This is a genomic window from [Mannheimia] succiniciproducens MBEL55E (genome assembly GCF_000007745.1).
GTDB classification, from domain to species: Bacteria; Pseudomonadota; Gammaproteobacteria; order Enterobacterales; family Pasteurellaceae; genus Basfia; species Basfia succiniciproducens.
Window position 1 is genome coordinate 2,251,597 of sequence record NC_006300.1, and the last position, 20,458, is coordinate 2,272,054.

The 20,458-nt window shown below is 42.2% G+C and carries 22 protein-coding genes, 1 tRNA gene and 1 pseudogene; 7 read left to right on the top strand and 17 right to left on the bottom strand.

Annotated features, from left to right (window positions below; genetic code table 11):
* The first annotated feature begins 1 nt into the window (after nucleotide 1).
* Nucleotides 2-832 (top strand): helix-turn-helix domain-containing protein, encoded by an 831-nt coding sequence (locus MS_RS10555; RefSeq protein ID WP_011201468.1) that lies wholly within the window; start codon nucleotides 2-4, stop codon nucleotides 830-832.
* Between the two features lie 38 nt (nucleotides 833-870).
* On the opposite strand, the gene rhaM is transcribed toward MS_RS10555, so the two are convergent.
* From rhaM to rhaB, 6 genes are all read right to left on the bottom strand, one after another.
* On the bottom strand, nucleotides 871-1,185 hold the full coding sequence (gene rhaM, locus MS_RS10560; RefSeq protein WP_041640105.1) for an L-rhamnose mutarotase: 315 nt from the start codon (nucleotides 1,183-1,185) through the stop codon (nucleotides 871-873).
* A 10-nt stretch (nucleotides 1,186-1,195) separates the two neighbouring features.
* Nucleotides 1,196-2,347 (bottom strand): lactaldehyde reductase, encoded by a 1,152-nt coding sequence (fucO, locus tag MS_RS10565; protein WP_011201470.1) that lies wholly within the window; start codon nucleotides 2,345-2,347, stop codon nucleotides 1,196-1,198.
* A 30-nt stretch (nucleotides 2,348-2,377) separates the two neighbouring features.
* Nucleotides 2,378-3,412, bottom strand: coding sequence for an L-rhamnose/proton symporter RhaT (gene rhaT / locus MS_RS10570; protein ID WP_011201471.1), 1,035 nt, complete (start codon nucleotides 3,410-3,412; stop codon nucleotides 2,378-2,380).
* Nucleotides 3,413-3,503: 91 nt separating this feature from the next.
* Entirely contained in the window at nucleotides 3,504-4,322 is an 819-nt protein-coding gene (gene rhaD, locus MS_RS10575) for a rhamnulose-1-phosphate aldolase (protein WP_011201472.1), read from the bottom strand.
* 9 nt (nucleotides 4,323-4,331) lie between these two features.
* On the bottom strand, nucleotides 4,332-5,585 hold the full coding sequence (locus MS_RS10580; RefSeq protein WP_011201473.1) for an L-rhamnose isomerase: 1,254 nt from the start codon (nucleotides 5,583-5,585) through the stop codon (nucleotides 4,332-4,334).
* A gap of 25 nt (nucleotides 5,586-5,610) precedes the next feature.
* Nucleotides 5,611-7,059, bottom strand: a complete 1,449-nt coding sequence (rhaB, locus tag MS_RS10585) for a rhamnulokinase (protein WP_011201474.1) — start codon at nucleotides 7,057-7,059, stop codon at nucleotides 5,611-5,613.
* Nucleotides 7,060-7,304: 245 nt separating this feature from the next.
* Between rhaB and rpe the strand changes: the two genes are divergently transcribed.
* From rpe to trpS, 3 genes are read left to right on the top strand one after another with little or no spacing between them, the layout of a single operon-like run.
* A complete protein-coding gene (gene rpe / locus MS_RS10590; RefSeq protein WP_011201475.1) occupies nucleotides 7,305-7,979 on the top strand; it encodes a ribulose-phosphate 3-epimerase in 675 nt (224 codons plus the stop codon).
* 11 nt (nucleotides 7,980-7,990) lie between these two features.
* The gene (locus tag MS_RS10595; RefSeq protein ID WP_011201476.1) at nucleotides 7,991-8,665 is read left to right on the top strand and encodes a phosphoglycolate phosphatase; all 675 of its coding nucleotides are present in this window, start codon (nucleotides 7,991-7,993) and stop codon (nucleotides 8,663-8,665) included.
* A 49-nt stretch (nucleotides 8,666-8,714) separates the two neighbouring features.
* A complete protein-coding gene (gene trpS, locus MS_RS10600) occupies nucleotides 8,715-9,722 on the top strand; it encodes a tryptophan--tRNA ligase (protein ID WP_011201477.1) in 1,008 nt (335 codons plus the stop codon).
* 195 nt (nucleotides 9,723-9,917) lie between these two features.
* Here the strand turns inward: trpS and MS_RS10605 are convergent, their stop codons facing one another.
* The 6 genes and pseudogenes from MS_RS10605 to MS_RS11175 all read right to left on the bottom strand — a co-directional run bounded on the left by MS_RS10605 (nucleotide 9,918) and on the right by MS_RS11175 (nucleotide 12,877).
* Nucleotides 9,918-10,841: a mechanosensitive ion channel family protein gene (locus tag MS_RS10605; RefSeq protein ID WP_011201478.1), complete on the bottom strand. Its 924-nt coding sequence runs from the start codon at nucleotides 10,839-10,841 to the stop codon at nucleotides 9,918-9,920.
* A 120-nt stretch (nucleotides 10,842-10,961) separates the two neighbouring features.
* Nucleotides 10,962-11,480 (bottom strand): ferredoxin-type protein NapF, encoded by a 519-nt coding sequence (gene napF / locus MS_RS10610; protein ID WP_041640107.1) that lies wholly within the window; start codon nucleotides 11,478-11,480, stop codon nucleotides 10,962-10,964.
* Between the two features lie 5 nt (nucleotides 11,481-11,485).
* Nucleotides 11,486-12,091, bottom strand: coding sequence for a Tat proofreading chaperone DmsD (gene dmsD / locus MS_RS10615; RefSeq protein ID WP_041640285.1), 606 nt, complete (start codon nucleotides 12,089-12,091; stop codon nucleotides 11,486-11,488).
* Nucleotides 12,092-12,172: 81 nt separating this feature from the next.
* A pseudogene (locus MS_RS10620) lies at nucleotides 12,173-12,457 on the bottom strand (DmsC/YnfH family molybdoenzyme membrane anchor subunit); the annotation flags it as partial.
* A gap of 32 nt (nucleotides 12,458-12,489) precedes the next feature.
* Nucleotides 12,490-12,627, bottom strand: a complete 138-nt coding sequence (locus tag MS_RS11125) for a molybdopterin-dependent oxidoreductase (protein WP_011201482.1) — start codon at nucleotides 12,625-12,627, stop codon at nucleotides 12,490-12,492.
* Nucleotides 12,628-12,782: 155 nt separating this feature from the next.
* Nucleotides 12,783-12,877 (bottom strand) — tRNA-Sec (locus MS_RS11175).
* Between the two features lie 124 nt (nucleotides 12,878-13,001).
* Here MS_RS11175 and selA point away from each other — a divergent pair.
* From selA to MS_RS10635, 3 genes are all read left to right on the top strand, one after another.
* Nucleotides 13,002-14,399 (top strand): L-seryl-tRNA(Sec) selenium transferase, encoded by a 1,398-nt coding sequence (gene selA, locus MS_RS10625; protein WP_011201483.1) that lies wholly within the window; start codon nucleotides 13,002-13,004, stop codon nucleotides 14,397-14,399.
* Nucleotide 14,400: 1 nt separating this feature from the next.
* Nucleotides 14,401-16,260: a selenocysteine-specific translation elongation factor gene (selB, locus tag MS_RS10630; RefSeq protein WP_011201484.1), complete on the top strand. Its 1,860-nt coding sequence runs from the start codon at nucleotides 14,401-14,403 to the stop codon at nucleotides 16,258-16,260.
* 167 nt (nucleotides 16,261-16,427) lie between these two features.
* A complete protein-coding gene (locus tag MS_RS10635) occupies nucleotides 16,428-17,063 on the top strand; it encodes a YagU family protein (RefSeq protein WP_011201485.1) in 636 nt (211 codons plus the stop codon).
* Between the two features lie 67 nt (nucleotides 17,064-17,130).
* Here MS_RS10635 and MS_RS10640 read toward each other — a convergent pair whose 3' ends face one another.
* The 5 genes from MS_RS10640 to MS_RS10660 form a co-directional block, all read right to left on the bottom strand.
* On the bottom strand, nucleotides 17,131-17,589 hold the full coding sequence (locus tag MS_RS10640; RefSeq protein ID WP_011201486.1) for an NUDIX hydrolase: 459 nt from the start codon (nucleotides 17,587-17,589) through the stop codon (nucleotides 17,131-17,133).
* A 2-nt stretch (nucleotides 17,590-17,591) separates the two neighbouring features.
* On the bottom strand, nucleotides 17,592-18,335 hold the full coding sequence (locus tag MS_RS10645) for an rRNA large subunit pseudouridine synthase E (protein WP_011201487.1): 744 nt from the start codon (nucleotides 18,333-18,335) through the stop codon (nucleotides 17,592-17,594).
* Between the two features lie 76 nt (nucleotides 18,336-18,411).
* Nucleotides 18,412-19,047 (bottom strand): hypothetical protein, encoded by a 636-nt coding sequence (locus MS_RS10650; protein ID WP_142999802.1) that lies wholly within the window; start codon nucleotides 19,045-19,047, stop codon nucleotides 18,412-18,414.
* A 106-nt stretch (nucleotides 19,048-19,153) separates the two neighbouring features.
* Nucleotides 19,154-19,939, bottom strand: a complete 786-nt coding sequence (locus tag MS_RS10655) for a Cof-type HAD-IIB family hydrolase (RefSeq protein WP_011201489.1) — start codon at nucleotides 19,937-19,939, stop codon at nucleotides 19,154-19,156.
* Nucleotides 19,940-20,024: 85 nt separating this feature from the next.
* Nucleotides 20,025-20,453: a F0F1 ATP synthase subunit epsilon gene (locus tag MS_RS10660; RefSeq protein ID WP_011201490.1), complete on the bottom strand. Its 429-nt coding sequence runs from the start codon at nucleotides 20,451-20,453 to the stop codon at nucleotides 20,025-20,027.
* Between the last annotated feature and the right edge of the window lie 5 nt (nucleotides 20,454-20,458).

Consider the following 20,458-nt stretch of genomic DNA (forward strand, 5'->3'; position numbering starts at 1 on the left):
CATGACAGACATATTGCAACTTTCTCATCATAGCTATTTTATTTCCGAAGAATCGCCTATTACCGTAGAAAGAAGGCATTACCAACCACCCTTTCCTTTACATCGACATGATTTTAATGAAATTGTGATTATCTCTGCCGGCAATGGAATTCATTTTTGGAATGATGAAATACATCCTATTACCACCGGAAATGTGCTTTATATAGAAAGCGGTGATAAACACAAGTACGGCGAGGTGGATAAGCTTAAACTTGATAACATATTGTACCGCCCGGAGAAACTGTCGCTTTTCCCCATAATGAAAGATTATATTCCTCATAATAATGAAAAGAAGTCTTTGCGTATTAATCAGGAAACGCTGGTGCAGCTACAAAGCCTAATTTCTCAATTGGAAATTGAAAGCAAAAAAACCAATAAATCTTCCATGCACTTATCAGAAGCGATTTTTTTACAAATCCTTATTTTAATTTGTCGAACTCAGCAGCAGGAAAATAAAGCGTATTCCGATATATCCAAATTAGAAAGCCTGTTTTCCGCCTTAAATCAAAGTATTAGCCAAGAATTTTATTTAGCTGATTTTTGCCGACAACACCAGTTGGCAGTCAGTTCTGTTCGTCGGATATTCAAACAACAAACCAACATGACTATTGCGCAATATTTACAAAAACTGCGTTTGTGTCGGGCTGCTACGCTTTTACGTAATACATCAGAAAGTGTCGCCAATATTGCTATACGCTGCGGTTACAGCGATAGTAATTATTTTTCCTCTGTTTTTGGCAAAACTTTTTCCTGTACGCCAACCGAATACCGATCCCGTTTCATAAAAAAATGAGCTGAATTTCAGCTCATTTTACTTGTAATGCATTTTCTTTAATCCAAATAAAATACCTGCTCTAATTCCTGTGAAACCGGGCTGTTATCAGGATTTGAAGGCATAACATCCCGCATAAACGCCCACCATTTCCGGCAAGCGGCGGTTTTTGCCACATCGTTCCAGCGTTGCTCGTTTTCAATCTCCACATACCCGAATAACAGGTTCCGTTGTTTATCCAGAAAAATAGAATAATGATGAGCGCCATGGGATTTCAGTTCTTCCACTAATTCGGGAAAAATTTCATCGTGGCGTTTTTTATATTCCGCATGACAATCGGGATTAACCTGCATAACAAAACCTTTTCGAATCATCGTACTCTCCTTAATAAATAGCCCGATATAACCGTTCAATCTCATTTACCGAAGTTGGTCTCGGATTTCCTCCGGTACAAACATCGGCAAAGGCCGCTTTGGCGAGTTCGGGAATATCCTCTTCTTTCATACCCACTTCACGTAATGTAGCCGGAATACCCACATCTTTATTTAAGGTTTTTACCGCTTCAACGGCTGCAACTCTTGCTTGTTCAATAGAGAGGATTTCCGTATTCCGTACCCCCATGGCTTTAGCAATCGAACGGAACTTGTCTCCGGTGAAATCTGCGTTATACGCCATAATATGAGGCAGCAATACGGCATTAGCGACACCGTGCGGTGTGCTGTAAAACGCGCCTAACGGATGTGCCATACCATGTACTAATCCTAAGCCCACATTTGAGAAGCCCATACCCGCGACGTATTGCCCTAATGCCATATCTTCCACGCCCTGTTGCTCGCCTTTAACCGAGGAACGCAAAGCGCGGGCAATAATTTCAATAGCCTTCAGATGGAACATATCGGAAAGTTCCCAGGCGCCCAAGGTGATGAAACCTTCAATAGCGTGAGTCAGTGCATCCACCCCGGTTGCCGCTTTTAAGGTCGGCGGCATACTGGCCATCATCTCGCTGTCAATCACAGCCACGACCGGAATGGAATGAGGATCCACACAAACGAATTTACGTTTGTTCTCTTCATCGGTAATCACATAATTAATGGTAACTTCCGCGGCCGTTCCCGCCGTAGTCGGCACCGCAATGGTAGGTACCGCCGGTTTTTTCGTCGGCGCAGTCCCTTCCAGACTGCGAATATCCGCAAACTCCGGATTATTGACGATAATGCCGATAGCTTTCGCGGTATCCTGCGGCGAACCTCCGCCGATCGCAATCATATAATCCGCACCGCTCGCTTTAAATTTAGCAAGTCCCGCTTTTACCACATTCATGGTCGGATTCGGCAATACTTCGTCAAAAATCTCATAAGCCAGATTGGCACCCTCTAAAAGTGCGGTCACTTTTTCCACCACTTTAAATTGAATCAATGATTTATCGGTAACAATTAACCCTTTCGTAAAACCGCGTTTTTGTACTTCGGTGACAATATGTTGAATTGACCCGGCGCCGAAATAAGCGGTTTCGTTTAAAATAAATCTGTTTGACATAAATAACTCCTTTTTTCTGAATTCGTTCCGCTAATTCGCCATACCTAAACCGACAATATTGGCAGCCAACACGATAATTAAGCAACCGATACACAACACTCTTGTCGGTTTCTTACCCGTATCCTTCCATTCATGCAGGAGTAAACCCACAATACCGCCGCAAAGAACGTAGAAACTCATGTGTAACATCCAGCTCATAAAGCCGTAATTTGCCGGAATATTGGCATGGCCCCAGGCATAGAAGAAAAATTGGAAATACCACATGATACCGCCGAGTGCGGAGAACAAAATATTACTGATTAATAAACCTTTTACCACACTCATATCCGCTTTGAAGGATAATTCCGGACGGGTGATTAAACGGATAATACAAAAACCTAAATTGATAATAGCGCCGCCACCCATAATCACGACATAGCTAGGCAAGGCGACATACAGCGGATCCACGCCTAAACGGGCGGCTTCTTCATGCATAGGCGTTGCCGCACTCATGGCAAATGACATACCGGCGGAAAAAATACCGCACATCACGGCAAGCGCAAGGCCTTTCTTCAAGTTAAATTCTTCGGCGGTTACGCCAATAGCTTTTTCTTTTAATAACCCTGCATAGGAAACCACCGCCACGCCGACAACCGCGATAACCACGCCGATTAAGGTCATTTGTCCGCCTGTACTTGCCAATAACTCGCCGAAACGCCCCTGAATAATCGGAGTCATTAAGGTACCCACGATCAATGTAATGCCGATGGCAATCCCAATCCCCATTGACATACCGAGATAGCGCATAGTCAAGCCGTAACCGATATTACCAATCCCCCACATTGCGCCGAAAAGGAAAACCGGTAATAAAATATCACTGCCAAAGAATGAATAATAACTACCGAAATCGGGCAATAACCAATAACTGATCCCCCATGGTAATAAAATCCAGGAGAAAATTCCCGCAATTGCCCACATGGTTTCCCAAGACCAGTTAGTCACCTTTTTCATTGGTGCGTAGAAACAAGCCGCCGAAGTCGCACCGACGAAATGCCAAAAAATGCCCAGTAAAATTGAACCGCCCATAATATGACTCCTGTTTTGAATCTCTTTAAAAAACTTTTAAATTTTTGACCGCACTTTAAAAAGCGGCTCGGCATCCGGCCGAGCCGTTTATTTATAAAACGCCGTCCATCGGTGTAACGCCGAAACGTTCCGCTAATAATTTGAATTCATCGGTTTGAATGGTTTGCCGTTTACCCCCCATGGATAGCACTTTCACTAAAATCTCAGCAGATTTTTCCGCCGTATCGATTAAACCGAAGGCGTCATCCAATGTCGGACCGGTACCGAATACGCCATGAAAGGCCCACAACACCAGCGGATGTTGTGCCATTTCCTGCGCGGTGGCATAGCCGATTTCATCTTTTCCCGGCGTCATCCAAGGCAATACCCCTACACCGTCAGGGAATACCACAAGACATTCGGTACTCATTTCCCATAGCTCGCGGGTGATCACTTTCGGGTCAAGCTCAAGTACATAAGTTAAGGCAATCAGATTAGTGGCATGGCAGTGCATAATCACGCGATCTTTGCCGCCACTCACTTTCATTCGCACAATATGCGATTGCAGGTGTGCGGGTAATTCCGAAGTGGGTACGCCGCCGTTTACCAGCCCCCACATGATGTAATAACCTTTACCTTGTTCGTCCACTTTAATTACCGCCAGCGTATCCGCCGGGTCAATAATCACATTGCGAAAGAATTTTCCCGACCCCGTGACGATAAAATATTGATTGGCAAGTGCGGTAATATTTTGGGTAATTTCCACATGACGGGGATTTTGATAAAACTCGTCCTTATATGAAACCACATCATCATCCAATAAACGCAGGCTGACGTTACCTCCGTTGCGTTCATCCCAACCTTTCAGCCACATATCGTAAGTGGCTTTAATCATGCCTTGCACAAACCAGGAATTAATAATATTTTGCATGCTTACTCCTTACACACGTTGACTTAATACGGTTTTTTCATAAGCGCGGACTTCGTCTAACCAACGACGACCGACCGGCACGTTGTGACGTTCGCAATACATATCCCACACAGCCTGCCACGGAAGGGATTTTTGTTCTTCCAGTAAAGCTAAACGGCTGCCGAAATCACGAGCGTTTTCCAGCGCACGTAATTCGTCGGTAGGTTCCAGTAATGCTCTTAATAAAGCTTTTTGCATATTGCGCGTTCCGATTACCCAGGCAGCGATACGGTTAATTGAGGCATCGAAGAAATCTAAACCGATATGCACGCGGTCGAATAATTGATTACGGATAATTTCTCCGGCAATGGCTTGGGTTTCGTCGTCAAGCAGTACCACGTGGTCACTGTCCCAACGTACCGGGCGGCTGACGTGTAAAAGTAAATGTTGCACAAAAGGCATAACCGCGGAAATTTTGTCGGAAATCACCTCTGTCGGGTGAAAATGCCCCGCATCCAGGCAAAGCGCCGTACCGCGCGACACTGCATAAGCGGCATAAAATTCATTGGATCCGACGGTATAAGATTCCACCCCGATACCGAATAGTTTGCTTTCCACCGCATCCAAGTGATATTTCGCATCAATTTTCTCTGCAATGATTTCATCTAAAGCTTCAACCAAGCGTTGACGGGGTGCAAATTTATCCACCACAAAATCTTTGCTACCGTCCGGAATCCAGATATTCATGACGGAAGCCGTACCGAGTTCTTTACCGAAATATTCGGAAATTTTGCGACAGGCTTTCCCGTGTTCGATCCAGAAGTCGCGGATTTCTTTATTTTGATGGCTTAATGTCGCCTCCGCACTTAAAGGATGGCTGAAATAGGTAGGGTTGAAATCCAATCCCATATTATTAGCTTTCGCCCATGCCACCCAGTTAGCAAAATGCTCGGGTTTTACTTCGTTGCGATCCACCCGATGATCCGCTTCCAAATAAGAAGCGTGTAAATTCAACCGTTTTTTACCGGGAATTAAAGAAACGGCTTTATCCAAATCCGCCCGCAATTCTTGCGGCGTACGGGCCTTGCCCGGATAGTTCCCGGTGGTCTGAATACCGCCGCTTAATGCTCCCGCACCTTGCTCGAAACCCGACACGTCGTCCCCTTGCCAGCAGTGCATGGAAATAGGCAATTGATCAAGTAGCGCCAATGCTTGCTCGGTATCCACCCCAATATCGGCAAATTGTTTTTTAGCTAATTCATAAGCTTGTTGTACTGTACTCATAATAAAATCCTCTTATTGATTTCAATTAATTTAACGCGCAAAACTCACACCATTTTTCTTCAAAGTCTGAAGCCGGCATAAAGTGCGGTCGTTTTTTGAACTGTTTTAACGGAAAATTTTTCACCACTAACTGACGAAACTCTGCGGCATTATGGATTTGATCTAACGCCATTAGCTGGCAACCCACATTCCCCAGCACCGACGCCTCCACCGGTCCCGCAAACACATCAATACCGCAAAGATCGGCGCATAGCTGGTTTAAAAATGCATTCTGGCTGCCACCACCTACAATATGTAATGCACTGATTGGTTTGCCTTGTAATCCGGCAAGTTCTAACGCCACTTTGCGGTATAGCATGGCGAGGCTGTCAAAAATGCAACGAGCAAGTTGCGCTGTGGTTTTCGGTATCACTTGATTGTGTTCGCGACAATATTGCTGAATTGCCTCAACCATAGACGACGGATTTAAGAAACATTCGGCATTAGGATTAATCAGACTTTGAAACGGAAGTTCCGCCTCAGCCTGTTTTACCAGCGCCGGAATATCGGTTACATCGCGTTCCGTGCAAAGGCGGTTAAACAACCATAATCCCATAATGTTTTTTAACACTCGATAATGCCCGTCAATACCGCCTTCGTTGGTAATATTGGCATTCATTGCGCACTCATCGGTACATGGCGTGGTGGTGTCTAACCCCATTAACGACCAGGTACCGGAACAAAGATATGCGGCGTTTTCATCGGAAAGCGGCGCGGAAATGACCGCACTTGCGGTGTCGTGACTTGCTACGGACATAACGGGAACCCGGTTTTCCCATAATCCCACTTGATGGCCGGGATGACGAATGCGACCAAACCAGCTTGCCGGCAAGCCGAGATAATCCAAAAGTGCGGTATCCCAACTGTCAATATTCACATTAACTAACTGGGTGGTAGTGGCATTGGTATATTCGCGGTTAATCACGCCGGTCAAGCGATAATTCAGATAGTCGGGAATCATCACAAAATCTTTCACCTGCGAAAGCCAAGCGGGATTTTCGTCCGTCATGGCTTTAAGCTGATAAAGCGTATTGAAGGTTAAAAACTGAATCCCGGTTTTACGGTAAATGACTTCTTTACCTAATTCCGCCTGAACCTTTTGCATCACCCCGTCGGTACGGTGATCACGATAAGCATAGGTAGGGCCGACAACCTCACCGTTTTGATCAAGCAAAACATAATCCACTCCCCAGGTATCAATTCCGATACTGTGAAGCGTTCTGCCGCTATTCGAAATTTTGCGCAATCCGTTGACAATTTCATTTTCCAGATAGGCCAAATCCCAACACTCATGTCCGTTTTGCGAGACAAATTGATTTTTAAAACGATGGATTTCTTCCAGTGAAATTTTATGGTTTTCCGTAGAATAGGATGCCAACATCACTCGACCACTTGATGCGCCTAAATCTACCGCTGCAATATTTAGAATGGTCATATTTTTTTACCCTGTTATTTAAAATTAACAACAGTGTAAAGACTCAAAACAGGTTAAACATTAACCTAATTGCCACTTTTCTGAAAACTTGGCAGTACAACAAAAGTGAATGTGAGCTAAATCACAAAATAGAAAAAAGAAATTGTTCCTTGATACGGTTATTACGTAGTACACTAAGGCTTACAAATTTTTTCCAATAAATCAGCCCTAAGCAACACTTACAAACTTAAAAGAAAGGTGAATACATGAAATCTTATTTAATTGCTCCTTCTATCCTTTCTGCCGATTTAGCACGCCTTGGCGAAGACGTGGAAAATGTGCTCAAAGCAGGCGCGGATGTAATTCATTTTGATGTAATGGATAATCATTATGTGCCGAATCTCACCTTTGGTCCGGCGGTATGCAAAGCATTGCGGGATTACGGTATAACTGCGCCGATTGACGTACATTTAATGGTGAAACCGGTGGACAGACTTATCCCGGATTTTGCTAAAGCGGGCGCCGATTATATTACTTTTCACCCGGAAGCGAGCGAGCATATAGACCGCAGCTTGCAGCTAATCCGCAATAGCGGTTGTAAAGCCGGTTTAGTATTTAATCCCGCTACCTCATTAAGCTATTTGGATTATGTGATGGATAAAATCGACGTTATCTTATTGATGTCGGTAAATCCGGGCTTCGGCGGTCAATCCTTTATCCCGGCAACCATGCAAAAGCTCCAGGAAGCGCGTCGTCGTATTGATGAAAGCGGTTTCGATATTCGCCTTGAAGTAGACGGTGGAGTTAAGATCAATAATATTGCGGAAATTGCCGCCGCCGGTGCGGATATGTTTGTTGCCGGCTCGGCAATTTTTGATCAGCCCGATTACCGAAAAGTGATTAATGAAATGCGCCAAGAACTGGCAAAAGTACAAAAATAATAGGAAAAATAATGAATTCACAATTTAAATTAATTGGTTTCGATTTAGACGGCACATTAGTTAACAGTTTGCCGGATTTGGCATTATCGGTGAACTCCGCCTTAGCCGAATTTGAATTGCCGCAAGCACCGGAAGAATTAGTATTAACCTGGATTGGTAACGGTGCGGATATTTTAATCGGCCGGGCGCTTGATTGGGCAAAAGAGCAATCCGGCAAAAGCCTGACCGACGAACAAACGGCGCAACTTAAAGAGCGTTTTAGTTTCTATTACGCCGAAAATTTATGCAATGTAAGCCGTCTTTATCCAAATGTTAAAGAGACTTTAGAAACCTTAAAAGAACAGGGCTTTATTCTGGCGGTGGTAACCAATAAACCCACCCGTCATGTGCAACCTGTTTTAAAAGCTTTTGCAATTGATCATCTTTTTAGCGAAACCTTAGGCGGTCAGTCTCTACCCGCAATTAAACCTCATCCGGCGCCGCTATATTATTTATGCGGCAAATTCGGTTTATATCCTCATCAAATTCTTTTTGTCGGCGATTCAAGAAACGATATTTTAGCGGCCCACAGTGCGGGTTGTACGGCTGTCGGTTTAACTTACGGTTATAACTATAATATGCCGATTGCAGACAGCCACCCGGACTGGATATTTGAAGACTTCGCCGATTTATTAAAAATTGTCTAATTCGCCAAAAGTGCGGTAAAAAATTTTAAAGTTTTATAAGGAACAAAACATGACTAAACCAGTTGTATTAAGCGGCGTGCAGCCATCGGGTGAATTAACCATCGGTAACTATCTCGGCGCGTTACGTCAATGGGTCAAAATGCAAGATGATTACGAATGCCTATTCTGCATTGTGGATCTCCATGCAATCACCGTCCGTCAGGATCCGGAACAATTGCGTAAAGCAACGCTGGATGTGCTGGCGCTTTATCTGGCTTGCGGTATTGACCCGGAAAAAAGCACCATTTTTATTCAATCTCATGTACCGGAACATACTCAACTAGCCTGGGTTCTAAACTGTTATACTTATTTCGGCGAAATGAACCGCATGACTCAGTTTAAAGATAAATCCGCACGTTATGCGGAAAACATTAACGTCGGTTTATTTACTTACCCGGTATTAATGGCGGCGGATATTCTGTTATACCAAGCGGCTCAAGTACCGGTCGGCGAAGACCAACGTCAGCATTTAGAAATTACCCGCGATATCGCGCAACGATTCAATGCTATTTATGGCGAAAACCAATTTACCGTGCCTCAGGCTTTTATTCCGAAAGCCGGCGCAAAAGTAATGGCGCTGCAGGAACCGACTAAAAAAATGTCGAAATCCGATGATAACCGCAACAACGTCATTACCTTATTGGAAGATCCGAAATCCGTAGCGAAAAAAATTAAACGCGCGATGACAGACGGCGACGAACCGCCTTTGGTTAAATATGACGTACAAAATAAAGCCGGCGTGTCTAACCTGCTTGAAATTTTATCGGTCATTACGGATAAACCTATTCCGCAGTTAGAAAAAGAATTCGAAGGAAAAATGTACGGTCATTTAAAAACGACGGTTGCCGATGAGGTCGTTGCCATGTTAACGCAATTACAAGATCGCTTTGCCCATTACCGTAATAATGAAGAATTACTGAATAAAATTGCCGCCGAAGGGGCAAAAAAAGCCCGCGCACGCGCCAAAGAAACCTTAGAGAAAGTTTATAATGCGATAGGTTTTGTGGCGGCGAAATAAACACAGTTAAAGTTAAAAAGCAGACTGCTGACAAACCTGAAGATTTATTAAAAATTTGTATGGACAGACTTTGTGTCTGTCCATAACATATTGAATTATCACTGTTATTATAAAGGGCGGAAATAAATTCCGCCCTAGGAAAGACTTTGTCAATAACCTGAAAGCTGAATATCATTGATATTCAGCTTTTTTATACTATTTATTCAATTCATTATTCAATTCAGACGCGGTATTGCCGCTGATATGAATATCCATTTGATTATATGGAATGACAATTCCCGCTTTATCAAACTCAAGTTTCACGCTTTCGGTAATTCCCCAATAAGCCGTCCAGTAATCCGCCGTCTTCACCCAGGGACGAACCACCAATTGCACGCAGTTTGCCGCCAATGCACCAACCGCGACAATCGGCGCCGGATGTTTCAACACTAACTCATTATCCGCAAGAATGCGCGCCACAACGTCTTTCGCTTCTTTTAAATTCGATTCATAAGACACATCAAAAGTAAAATCAATGCGGCGGGTCTTATTATCGGAATAATTTACAATACTGTCGGAAAAAACTTTACCGTTCGGAATCAACACGGTTTTATTGTCGCCGGTGCGAAGTTCCAATACCAATAAGCCCATTTCTTCCACTACGCCGGTCATACCGCCGGTTTCAATTAAATCGCCTTTGCGGAACGGTTTGAAAATTAATAACATCACGCCGGAGGCGAAATTTTGCAATGAATTTTGTAATGACAAACCGATGGCTAAACCGGCCGCACCTATTAACGCAACCAAAGAGCTGGTATTAATGCCTAATTGAGAAAGGGAAGCAATCACCACGATCAATAGGAATAAGAAATAACTGATTGAGGTAACAAAACTTTGCAACATTTCATCTTTGGTGGAAGCCAGTGCCGCTTTGCCTAATAACTTACTGATACCGCGCGCAAGCATTTTACCGATAACGAAAATAGCAATGGCTAATAAAATTTTTGTACCGTAAGGAATAACCCAATCATGCAATACGGCATTCAAATCCATATTGCTTACTTTATCAATAACTTTGCTTGTTTCCGCCACAACGTCAACCTGCTGTGCGACTTCTTTCGCTTGTTCTTCTGCAGCCATGTTTTCCTCTAAAAAACGTTAAATTCTGAAAATATTAAATAAAAGTGCGGTGAAAATTTTAGGATTTTCTCTGCGCCCGATATATGACAAAAAGACTCCGCCGGAATTCTGTCAGTGGCGCTAGATTAATTGAATGGCGGAAACAAAGCAAGCCAACTTGCATTCTCCGCAGCCGTTACAGACCTCATGATTCAGTTGTAAGTCGGCGGAAATGGCTTGTTGCGGGCAAATTTCCTGACACACAGCGCAAAATTGATTTTGCTTCAGCAAGCAATGTTCCGAAAAGTGAGGTCGGAGTTGCGTATCTTTTTTAAAGGCGGGATGCAGGGCGTGCGTCGAACAACTTTCCGCACATTTCCCGCATAAATCGCAAGCGGCATATTCAAGTTCCAGCATCGCTTTTTGCCCTGAAATCCGAATTAAATTATAAGGGCAGGCCGCCACACAAGCACCGCAACCGTTACAGGCGGCAAGGAATAAATCTTCCGCGGCGGCAAAAGGCGGACGCGGTGCTAAACGGAATTCACGAATTTGTGTCGCCTGTTCCGCAGGATGAAAAACGCCCCGCAATAATGCCCGACGGGAAATACGGTTGTAAGTTAAATAAGCCTTATAATATTGCTCATTTTTTCCTTGCATGGCGGTCACCGATAAAGTTGCGGTTGATCAACCTGAAGATCAAGCTGTTGTTGCCAACCTTTTAGGGTTTGCCGGGCAAGCAACGCCATTGCCTGATAAAAAGGATAATCGGTTTGTGCAAAAATCAAATCCAGGCAACGATAAACCCAGCTAAATAGATGCTTGGTCAAAAATTCTTCTAACAATTCGGGTTTGTTTTCCGCCAAATAAGCGGCGAGCATTAACATTAAACCAAGATGATCTTCAGGTTCGTTTTGGGTCTGGATAAATTCAATTTGATGGACGGTTAAAAAATCACGTAATGCCAATAAAGAGTCGCCGAAAATCACCGATTCTTTATCCAAATAAACCGATCCCCAAGGCGGTGCCGGCAATTCGTTCGGGCCGATAAATAAATATTGGTACGCCTGAGATAAATCCTGCTGCGCACTTTTTTCTATTAAGGCGTTAATTAACGCGGGATTGGCTAACGTTGCCCAATCTTTTGTCCAATCCGGCTGTCGGAAAAAGTCTAAAACGGGCTGAACCCGCTTATCCTTAGGCTCATAATAAAAAACCGCGCCAAGTAAACGACCGCCGGTTGATATCCATTGAAGTAATGCGTTATCCATCAAAATTTCCTTAAAATTCATCGCACTTTTCTGCTGTTTTAAAGATAAAAGTGCGGTGTTTTTTACCACGTTTTTAACTTGCTATGCCATGCCTACCGTCATATGTAACGAATAAAATAATTCACGCCCAATCATTTCCGCAAATAACGCCAGAATAACCGCAATGCTTAACAATAAAGGCTGTTTGCTTTTGAGCAGTACCATACCGGCAGCCGCTAAAAGACAAAGACGAATCACCTGGTTTACGGCAAAATCCGGTACAAGGGCGACCGCCTGTTGTGCCGAGCTATGAATTTGGCTTAATCCGAAACCTTGGTAAATCACAATAATTGTCGCCAAAAAAGTACCAAGTACATAAAGAACCGCTGTATAATGGGGTCGGTAATCGCCGAAATTCGCTAATAGCCCACAATACCTGTAGCGTAATTGTTATAAACCGCTTCATTACCGTAATCTTTTACTATTCGTTTAAGATTATCGGCGATAGTATCCAGCGCTTCTTCCCAACTAATCCGTTGGAATTTCCCATATAACACCCCACACAGACTAGAATCTTTTTTAGTCTAGCCCCTAATAAGTATTGGTGCTTTGATACATATCAAAATATAGAAACCCTGTAAAATCAACAAGTTATTTAAAATGATAATTATTTTGATTTTTTGAAAAGAATTTAAAGACAAGAAATAAGAATTGGCGGAAGGTCATGGGAGTCGAACCCACCCAGGACTGCTGGCAGCCCTAACAGGATTTGAAGTCCTGCCGCATCACCGGACACGACGACCTTCCGGATTGCGTTGAAAACTTTAGCTTAAATTATTCTATTATTCAAGGAATAAAATCCGGGATAGCTTAATTGTAAAATACAACTTAAAATACAAACATTCGTTTCTGAAACAAAAAAGGAAAAAAAATGACCGCACTTTTTCAACAGTTGCCCTCTGTGGATAAAATTCTCAAAACGCCTCAAGGCGAACAGCTTGTAACTGAATTTGGACATAGCGCGGTAGTGAATTGTTGCCGTCATCTACTCGCTCAAGCCCGTGAAAAAATAAAAATTGAAAAAAAATTACCGCACTTTTTCACGGACTTTAACCATACAATCGCCGAAGTTAACCGCTATTTAGCCAACCAACAGCAAGTTAAAATAAAATCCGTTCATAACCTGACGGGTACGGTGCTGCATACTAATTTAGGGCGCGCCTTGTGGGCGCAATCCGCACAACAGGCGGCGCTGACCGCTATGCGCCAAAATGTGGCGTTAGAATACGATTTAGAGGCGGGCAAACGCAGCCATCGAGATAATTATGTCAGCGAATTATTACATGAACTCACCGGCGCACAGGCAGCCTGTGTGGTGAATAATAATGCCGCAGCGGTGCTGTTAATGCTGGCGACTTTTGCCCAAGGCAAGGAAGTGATTATTTCCCGCGGAGAATTAATTGAAATCGGCGGGGCTTTCCGCATTCCCGATATTATGGCGCAGGCAGGTTGCAAACTGGTGGAAGTCGGCACTACAAACCGTACCCATTTAAACGATTATCGCCGGGCAATCAATGAAAATACCGCATTGTTAATGAAAGTTCACAGCAGTAACTATCAGATTTGCGGTTTTACCTGCGAAGTAAGCGAACAGGAATTAGTGGAATTAGGTAAAGAATTCAATATTCCCGTGGTTACCGATCTTGGCAGCGGCGCGCTGACGGATTTATCCCGCTACGATTTGCCAAAAGAACCTACGGTGCAGGAAAAATTAGTACAAGGTGCGGATTTAATCTCCTTTTCCGGCGATAAACTGCTGGGCGGCCCGCAGGCGGGAATTATTGTTGGAAAAAAAGAACTGATTCAACAGTTACAATCTCATCCGTTAAAACGGGTTTTACGTTGCGATAAAGTGATTCTGGCTGCTATGGAAGCCACTTTGCGTTTATATCTGCAACCGGAAAAATTAACGGAAAAACTCACAAGTTTGCGTTTACTTACGCAACCGCTCGAACAATTAAGGCAGCAAGCGGAACAATTAAAAGCAAAACTGGAAAATTTACTGAAAGATGATTTTTTACTGCAAATCGAATCAAGTTTGGCGCAAATAGGTAGTGGTTCGCAACCTATGGCAAAAATTCCCTCTATTGCAGTGACTATTGCCGAAAAAAATTCGGAAAAATTGACCGCACTTTTAGCCCGTTTCAAAAAACTTTCAACCCCGATTATAGCACGGGTAGAAAACGACAAAATCCGGCTGGATTTGCGTTCTGTTACGGCTATTGAAACCTTGCTTATAACCTTAGAAGAACTAAATCAGGACCAATAAGATGATTATTGTCACATCCGGTCATGTTGACCACGGAAAAACCGCTCTTTTACAAGCCTTAACCGGTATGAACACAGCTCATTTGCCCGAGGAAAAAAAACGTGGGATGACCATCGATTTAGGTTATGCCTATTTGCCGGTGGGAGATAAAATCCTCGGATTTATTGATGTGCCCGGCCATGAAAAATTTTTAGCAAATATGCTGGCCGGGTTAGGCGGTATCCATTATGCCATGTTGATTGTGGCGGCGGATGAAGGCATTCAGGCGCAAACGAAAGAACATTTAGCCATTTTGCGCTTGTTACAAATTGAGAAAATAATGGTGGTAATCAGCAAAGCCGATCGTGCAAGTTCAGCTAAAATTGACGAACTTAAAACTAAAATTCTGACAGATTACCCTTTTTTAGCAGAAAGCCCCTTTTTTGTCACCTCCGCCGTCAACGGGCGGGGCATAGCGGAATTACGGGAATTTTTAACCGCACTTCCAAATCCTGCGGATAAAGATAAACCCTTTCGTTATGCCATTGACCGTATTTTCACCGTGAAAGGCGCAGGAACTGTGGTCACGGGTACGGCATTTAGCGGTAAAGTGAAAATTGATGACGAGCTTTATCTGTCTAACGGCGGGAAAGTACGGGTGAAAAATATTCATGCGCAAAACCGACAAAATACCGAAGGACTTGCCGGCCAGCGTTTAGCATTGAATATTAATGCGGATTTAGACCGAACCCAGATTGAACGGGGCGATTGGTTTTTTTCGCAAGCCCCCTTTGAGCCGACGGAACGCTTTACAATTCAACTTACTGCTGAAACATCCTTAACGGAAAATCAGCCGGTACACGTTTATCACGCCGCGTCTCGTACAACGGGCAAACTAGCCCTATTAATAGAAAAAGCAATTTATCCGGGACAACAAACTTTCGCCGAATTAATTTTAGATAACCCCTTATTTTTAGCTTATGGAGATCGAATAATATTACGTAGCGGAGATGCCAAACAGCTTGTGGGCGGCGGTAAAGTATTGGAAATTAATTCGCCTAAGCGGCATAAACGTTCGGAACAACGTCTGCAATGGCTGGTACAATTACAACAAGCTCATTCGGCGGATGAGCGCATTGCTCTGTATTTGCAGGATAAAGCGGTAGAAGCCCGGGCAATTACCTGGATAGAACAACTTACTGAATTACAACTTAATGAAATTATTAATAAAAATAATGATATTAGATTCCAGCATTGGTGTTTTAATCAAAATTACCAACACCGGCAAAATCATAAAATTTTGACCGCACTTTCGTTTTATCATGATCAACACGAAGATCAGTTAGGTTTGGGAAAAGCCCGGTTATACCGCATTGCGGCTCTGAACCAACCGGAAAAATTAATTTATCATTTTATTGATGAATTACTTGAACAGGGAAAATTACAACAAACCCGCGGTTGGCTGCATTTGGCGGAACATAAAATCCAATTTTCAACGGAAGAACGCGGATTATGGCAACTCGTACTGGATGAGTTTGAAAAACAAAAAGGTCAACCGCTTTGGGTACGTGACCTTGCTCAAAATCTTGGATTTGATGAAACTCTTATGCGTAATTTCCTTTATAAAGCAGGAAAGTTAGGTTTTTTAACGGCGGTAGTAAAAGATCGTTTTTTCTTAACGGAACATATTTACGGTTATGCCCGTTTAATAAAACAAATGATCGAACAAAATGGAGCCGTATCCGTTAATCAATTACGTGACGAATTACAGATAGGACGCAAATTAGCCGTACAATTGATGGAATATTTTGATCGTAGCGGATATTTGCGCCGTAAAGGTAATATACATATTTTGCGAGATACTGAAGCTTTTGACTTATAAATACTACTTTAAGGTTAAAATACTGCTAAAATAACTTGACTAAAACGTGTCAACTCTTAAAATTAACAACAATTTATTAACTCAGTTTTTGTGCGGGTATAATAAATAAAAAGCTATTTTTCAGTTCAATGCTGAAAATAATTTAATTCTTAATCTCGGAGCTTAATATGGCAGGCTTATTCACTCAACCCGGTCGTCGTCGTTATGGCGTAGCTATTTTTGCCGGTATTATCGGCGGTTTAATTTCGGCATTCGTAAAATGGGGGGCAGAACACCCATTCCCACCACGTAGTCCAATTGATTTATTTACGGCTGCTTGTCCGCAACCTGTTTTAGATGCGCTAAATTCCGGCGCAATCGTAATGGATCAAGCGTTACAACAATGTTCCCGTGCATTCTTAAACCCACCGCACGTTTTCTTACGCGATGTTTTCGGTATCGATCCTACCGCACCTGCATTTATGTTTGCAGACCAAGCGTTTAACTGGATTGGCGTAACTCACATCACTTTCTCTTTAGTATTTGCTATCGGTTATTGCTTAGTTGCCGAAGTATTTCCTAAAATTAAATTCTGGCAAGGTATCGGTGCAGGTTTAATCGCTTGTGTTGTTGTTCACTACATTGTGTTCCCGGCAATGGGCTTAACTCCGCCGGTAGCCGAATGGCCATGGTTCGAACACGTGTCGGAAATCGTCGGTCACGTATTCTGGTTCTGGTCAATTGAGGTTATTCGTCGCGATTTACGTAACCGTATCACGCACGAACCTGATGCGGAAGTGCCTTTAGATCAACCTTATCGTTAATTAGAAACAAAGCTGATTTAACATTCAATAAAAACCCGGTTTATGCCGGGTTTTTATTTTTTTATTATTAATTATTAAATAAAGTCAGTATATCCAAAGGATAACGGGAACCGGCTAAATAATCTTCAAGGGCCTCTGTCACCAACGGGTTGCGGGCACATTGGTTTTCTTGCCGAATATAATAATTAAATTCTTCTAAAGTCAGCCAAAACCCCTGTGTAATATCGGAATCATGCGGAGTAATTTCAGCCCAATCATCCAATTCCAGCGCAAAAACAAAACGTAAATAATCCTTTTGGCTGCGCGGTGCGTGCCATTGATAAATTTTCACTAAATGCTGCATTTTTGCCCGAATACCCGTTTCTTCATAAAGCTCCCGGCTTGCACCTTCAAGAATGGTTTCGTTTTCTTCCAGATGCCCGGCCGGTTGATTTAAGGTGCGTTTACCATATTCAATTTCTTCCACAAACAAAAACTTACCTTTGCAATGCACAATACAAGCCATTGTTACATGAGGTTTCAGCATAATTATTCCTTAGTTAATTTTAATGTTTTATATAAACGTTCTAACTCATTGTCGGTCAATAGCCGATAACTTCCGTTTGCTAAATTATCCAATGTGAATGAACTTACGGCATAGCGAATCAAACGCAGTGTAGGAAAGCCGATATTGGCAGTCATACGACGAACCTGGCGGTTTTTGCCCTCACTAATTTTTATTTCAAGCCAACTGGTAGGAATGGATTTTCTTTCTCGAATAGGCGGTGTGCGTTGCCAAATAAAATCGGGTTGTGCAATCAACCGCACTTTTGCCGGACGGGTCATACCGTCTTTAAGCTCAACGCCTTGACGTAATTTTGCCAAATCCGTTTCCGTCGGTTCGCCTTCAACCTGAACAAAATAAGTCTTCTCCATTTTAAATTTAGGATCCGCCAAACGGTGCTGGATTTCACCGTTATTCGTTAAAATAAGTAACCCCTCGCTATCGCGATCCAGCCGTCCCGCCGCATAAACATCAGGAATATGAATAAAGTCTTTTAAGGTGGCTCGTCCGTTTTCATCGGTAAATTGCGTTAATACATCAAAAGGTTTATTAAACAGAATGACCTGCGTTTCGGAAAAAGCGAGCTGTTTAGATTTCTGTCTTTTGGTTACAGAATTTTGATGAAAACTCACCGCACTTTTTCTTTTTTTGTTATAAAAGGCGGATTTACCTGTAGATTTTTTTAAATCGGATTTAAATCCTGATTTAATCGGGTTATTAAGGTTCATAATAAATTTCTTACCATAAAAAAGTGCGGTAAAATTTACCGCACTTTTAGTGATTTTACTATCACATAATCAACTATCAATTAAGATTAGATACTGTCACTTTTAGTATTTCTTGAGCGGTTGAATCTAAATTGTCCATTAAATATTTTTTCAATTTAGCCCGCGCATTGTCCGCATCTTCATATAATCCGTTAAAAGTCATGTATTTATCACTAATCCAGCCGCCGATAGCGCCGACTTTACCATGACTCAAGCGTTGAGCGGTTTTGTTATAGACTTCATAATTAATAAGTGTGGAAGGTTCAAATAAAAATGAATTATCCGGACTTGTATAACCAAGCATGATATTTAACTTAATTACACCGTCAATTTTTGGCGTTTTGGCTAAATATGCATTCAAATTAGTCATATCCGCCTTATCAACTAAAGTCACCTGATAGCCAGCTTGTTCTATTTTTTTTGACAATTCATGAGCAAAATATTGATTGATAGAAGATTTTTCCTGTTCGGCTTTTACTTTTTCATTAAATTGTAACGTATAGTTTTGCGTTTTTATTTCATAGTTTTTCTTTATTGATTCGATCAAAGGAGATTTATTCGCATATTTTGCTGGCGTTACAACAATAGCTTCAATTTCTTTTGCATTATAAATAATCGCCACTTTTTTCATGCTGTTTATTTGTTGCTGATTGCTATCAATATTTTTCTGCATTTCTTCCAGCGCATTATTAATCAAAGAACAACCGCATAGCGTGAAACAAATAATAAAAGTATTGATAATTTTCGAAAACATATAAAGATTCTTTTTTAAAAAGAAGTTAAAGGTTAAATATTTCATTTAGTACTAATGCGATTCCGTCTTCATCATTACTTGCCGTCACTTTTTTGGCAACTTGTTTGATTTCGTCTGGCGCATTGCCCATAGCAACACTTAAACCCGCGTATTCAAGCATATCCAAATCGTTGAAGTTATCGCCGAAAGCAATTACTTCATCGGCACTAACATGTAAATGCCGTTCCATAAAACCGATAGCCTTCGCTTTGGTTGCCGCTTTGTTCATGATTTCAATATATTCGGGTTTAGAAAGATGAATGCTCAAGTGCGGTAATTTTTGTTTAAGTTTTTGCTCAAGGGGTTTAATTTTATCCGCCTCGCCCATTACTAAAATTTTATGTACTTTTGTAAGATTGGAAGGTGTTTGTTTTGGAAATAAACCCGTAATATCAGCCTCCTGCTTTGTCCAATAATTATCCAAATCATTAGAGAACCAGTCTAAAGCGGCGTAATGGTTTATTGATAGATACGGATAATCCGCAAGAATTTGATTAAGTGCCGCTAAATCAGCCTGATCTATTTGAACGCTATAGAGTTCCCGCAGATTTTTATCTAAAATCAACGCGCCGCTGTAACAAATAATTCCTTGGTTAGTTTGTAACTGTTCGGTATAAGGGGTTATAGCATAAGGCGGACGAGCGGAAACAGGGATAAAGGGAATACCTTTGCTAACGGCTAATTTAATGACGGATTCGGTTTTTGAACTAATCTGATGCCGGCTGTTCAGTAAAGTCCCGTCTATATCGCTGAAAATGGCTTTGTATTGCATATTAATTTCCTGTTAAAAATAGAAAACAAACGCCTAAAAATAAAGCCGTTCCGAATAATAGGAACGGCTTTAAGTGCGGTTAAAATTAGCGTTTGTTTTTCACTAATTTTTCGGTCAGTTCGTAAGCACGCAGTTTCGCAAGTTCTTTCGAAAGTTTTGCAGTAAGCATTTCGTGGTTGAGATCGCCTGATTTCGCCACGATATTGTCTTCCGCTTTTTTCTTCGCTGCAAGAATACGATCTTGATCGAGATCGGAACCACGGATCGCCACATCGGCAAGTACGGTTACTATGTTCGGCTGTATTTCTAAAAACCCGCCGGAAACGTAAATAACTTCTTCAATACCGTCGTTATAAGTAAATTTAACGATACCCGGTTTGATTGCCGTAAGCAATGGAGTATGCCCGGCTAAAATACCTAGTTCGCCTTCGATCCCCGTTGCCTGTACGCTTTTGACAGCGCCCTCGAAGATTTTATTCTCCGCACTTACGATAGTTAAATTAAATGTCGTCATATGTG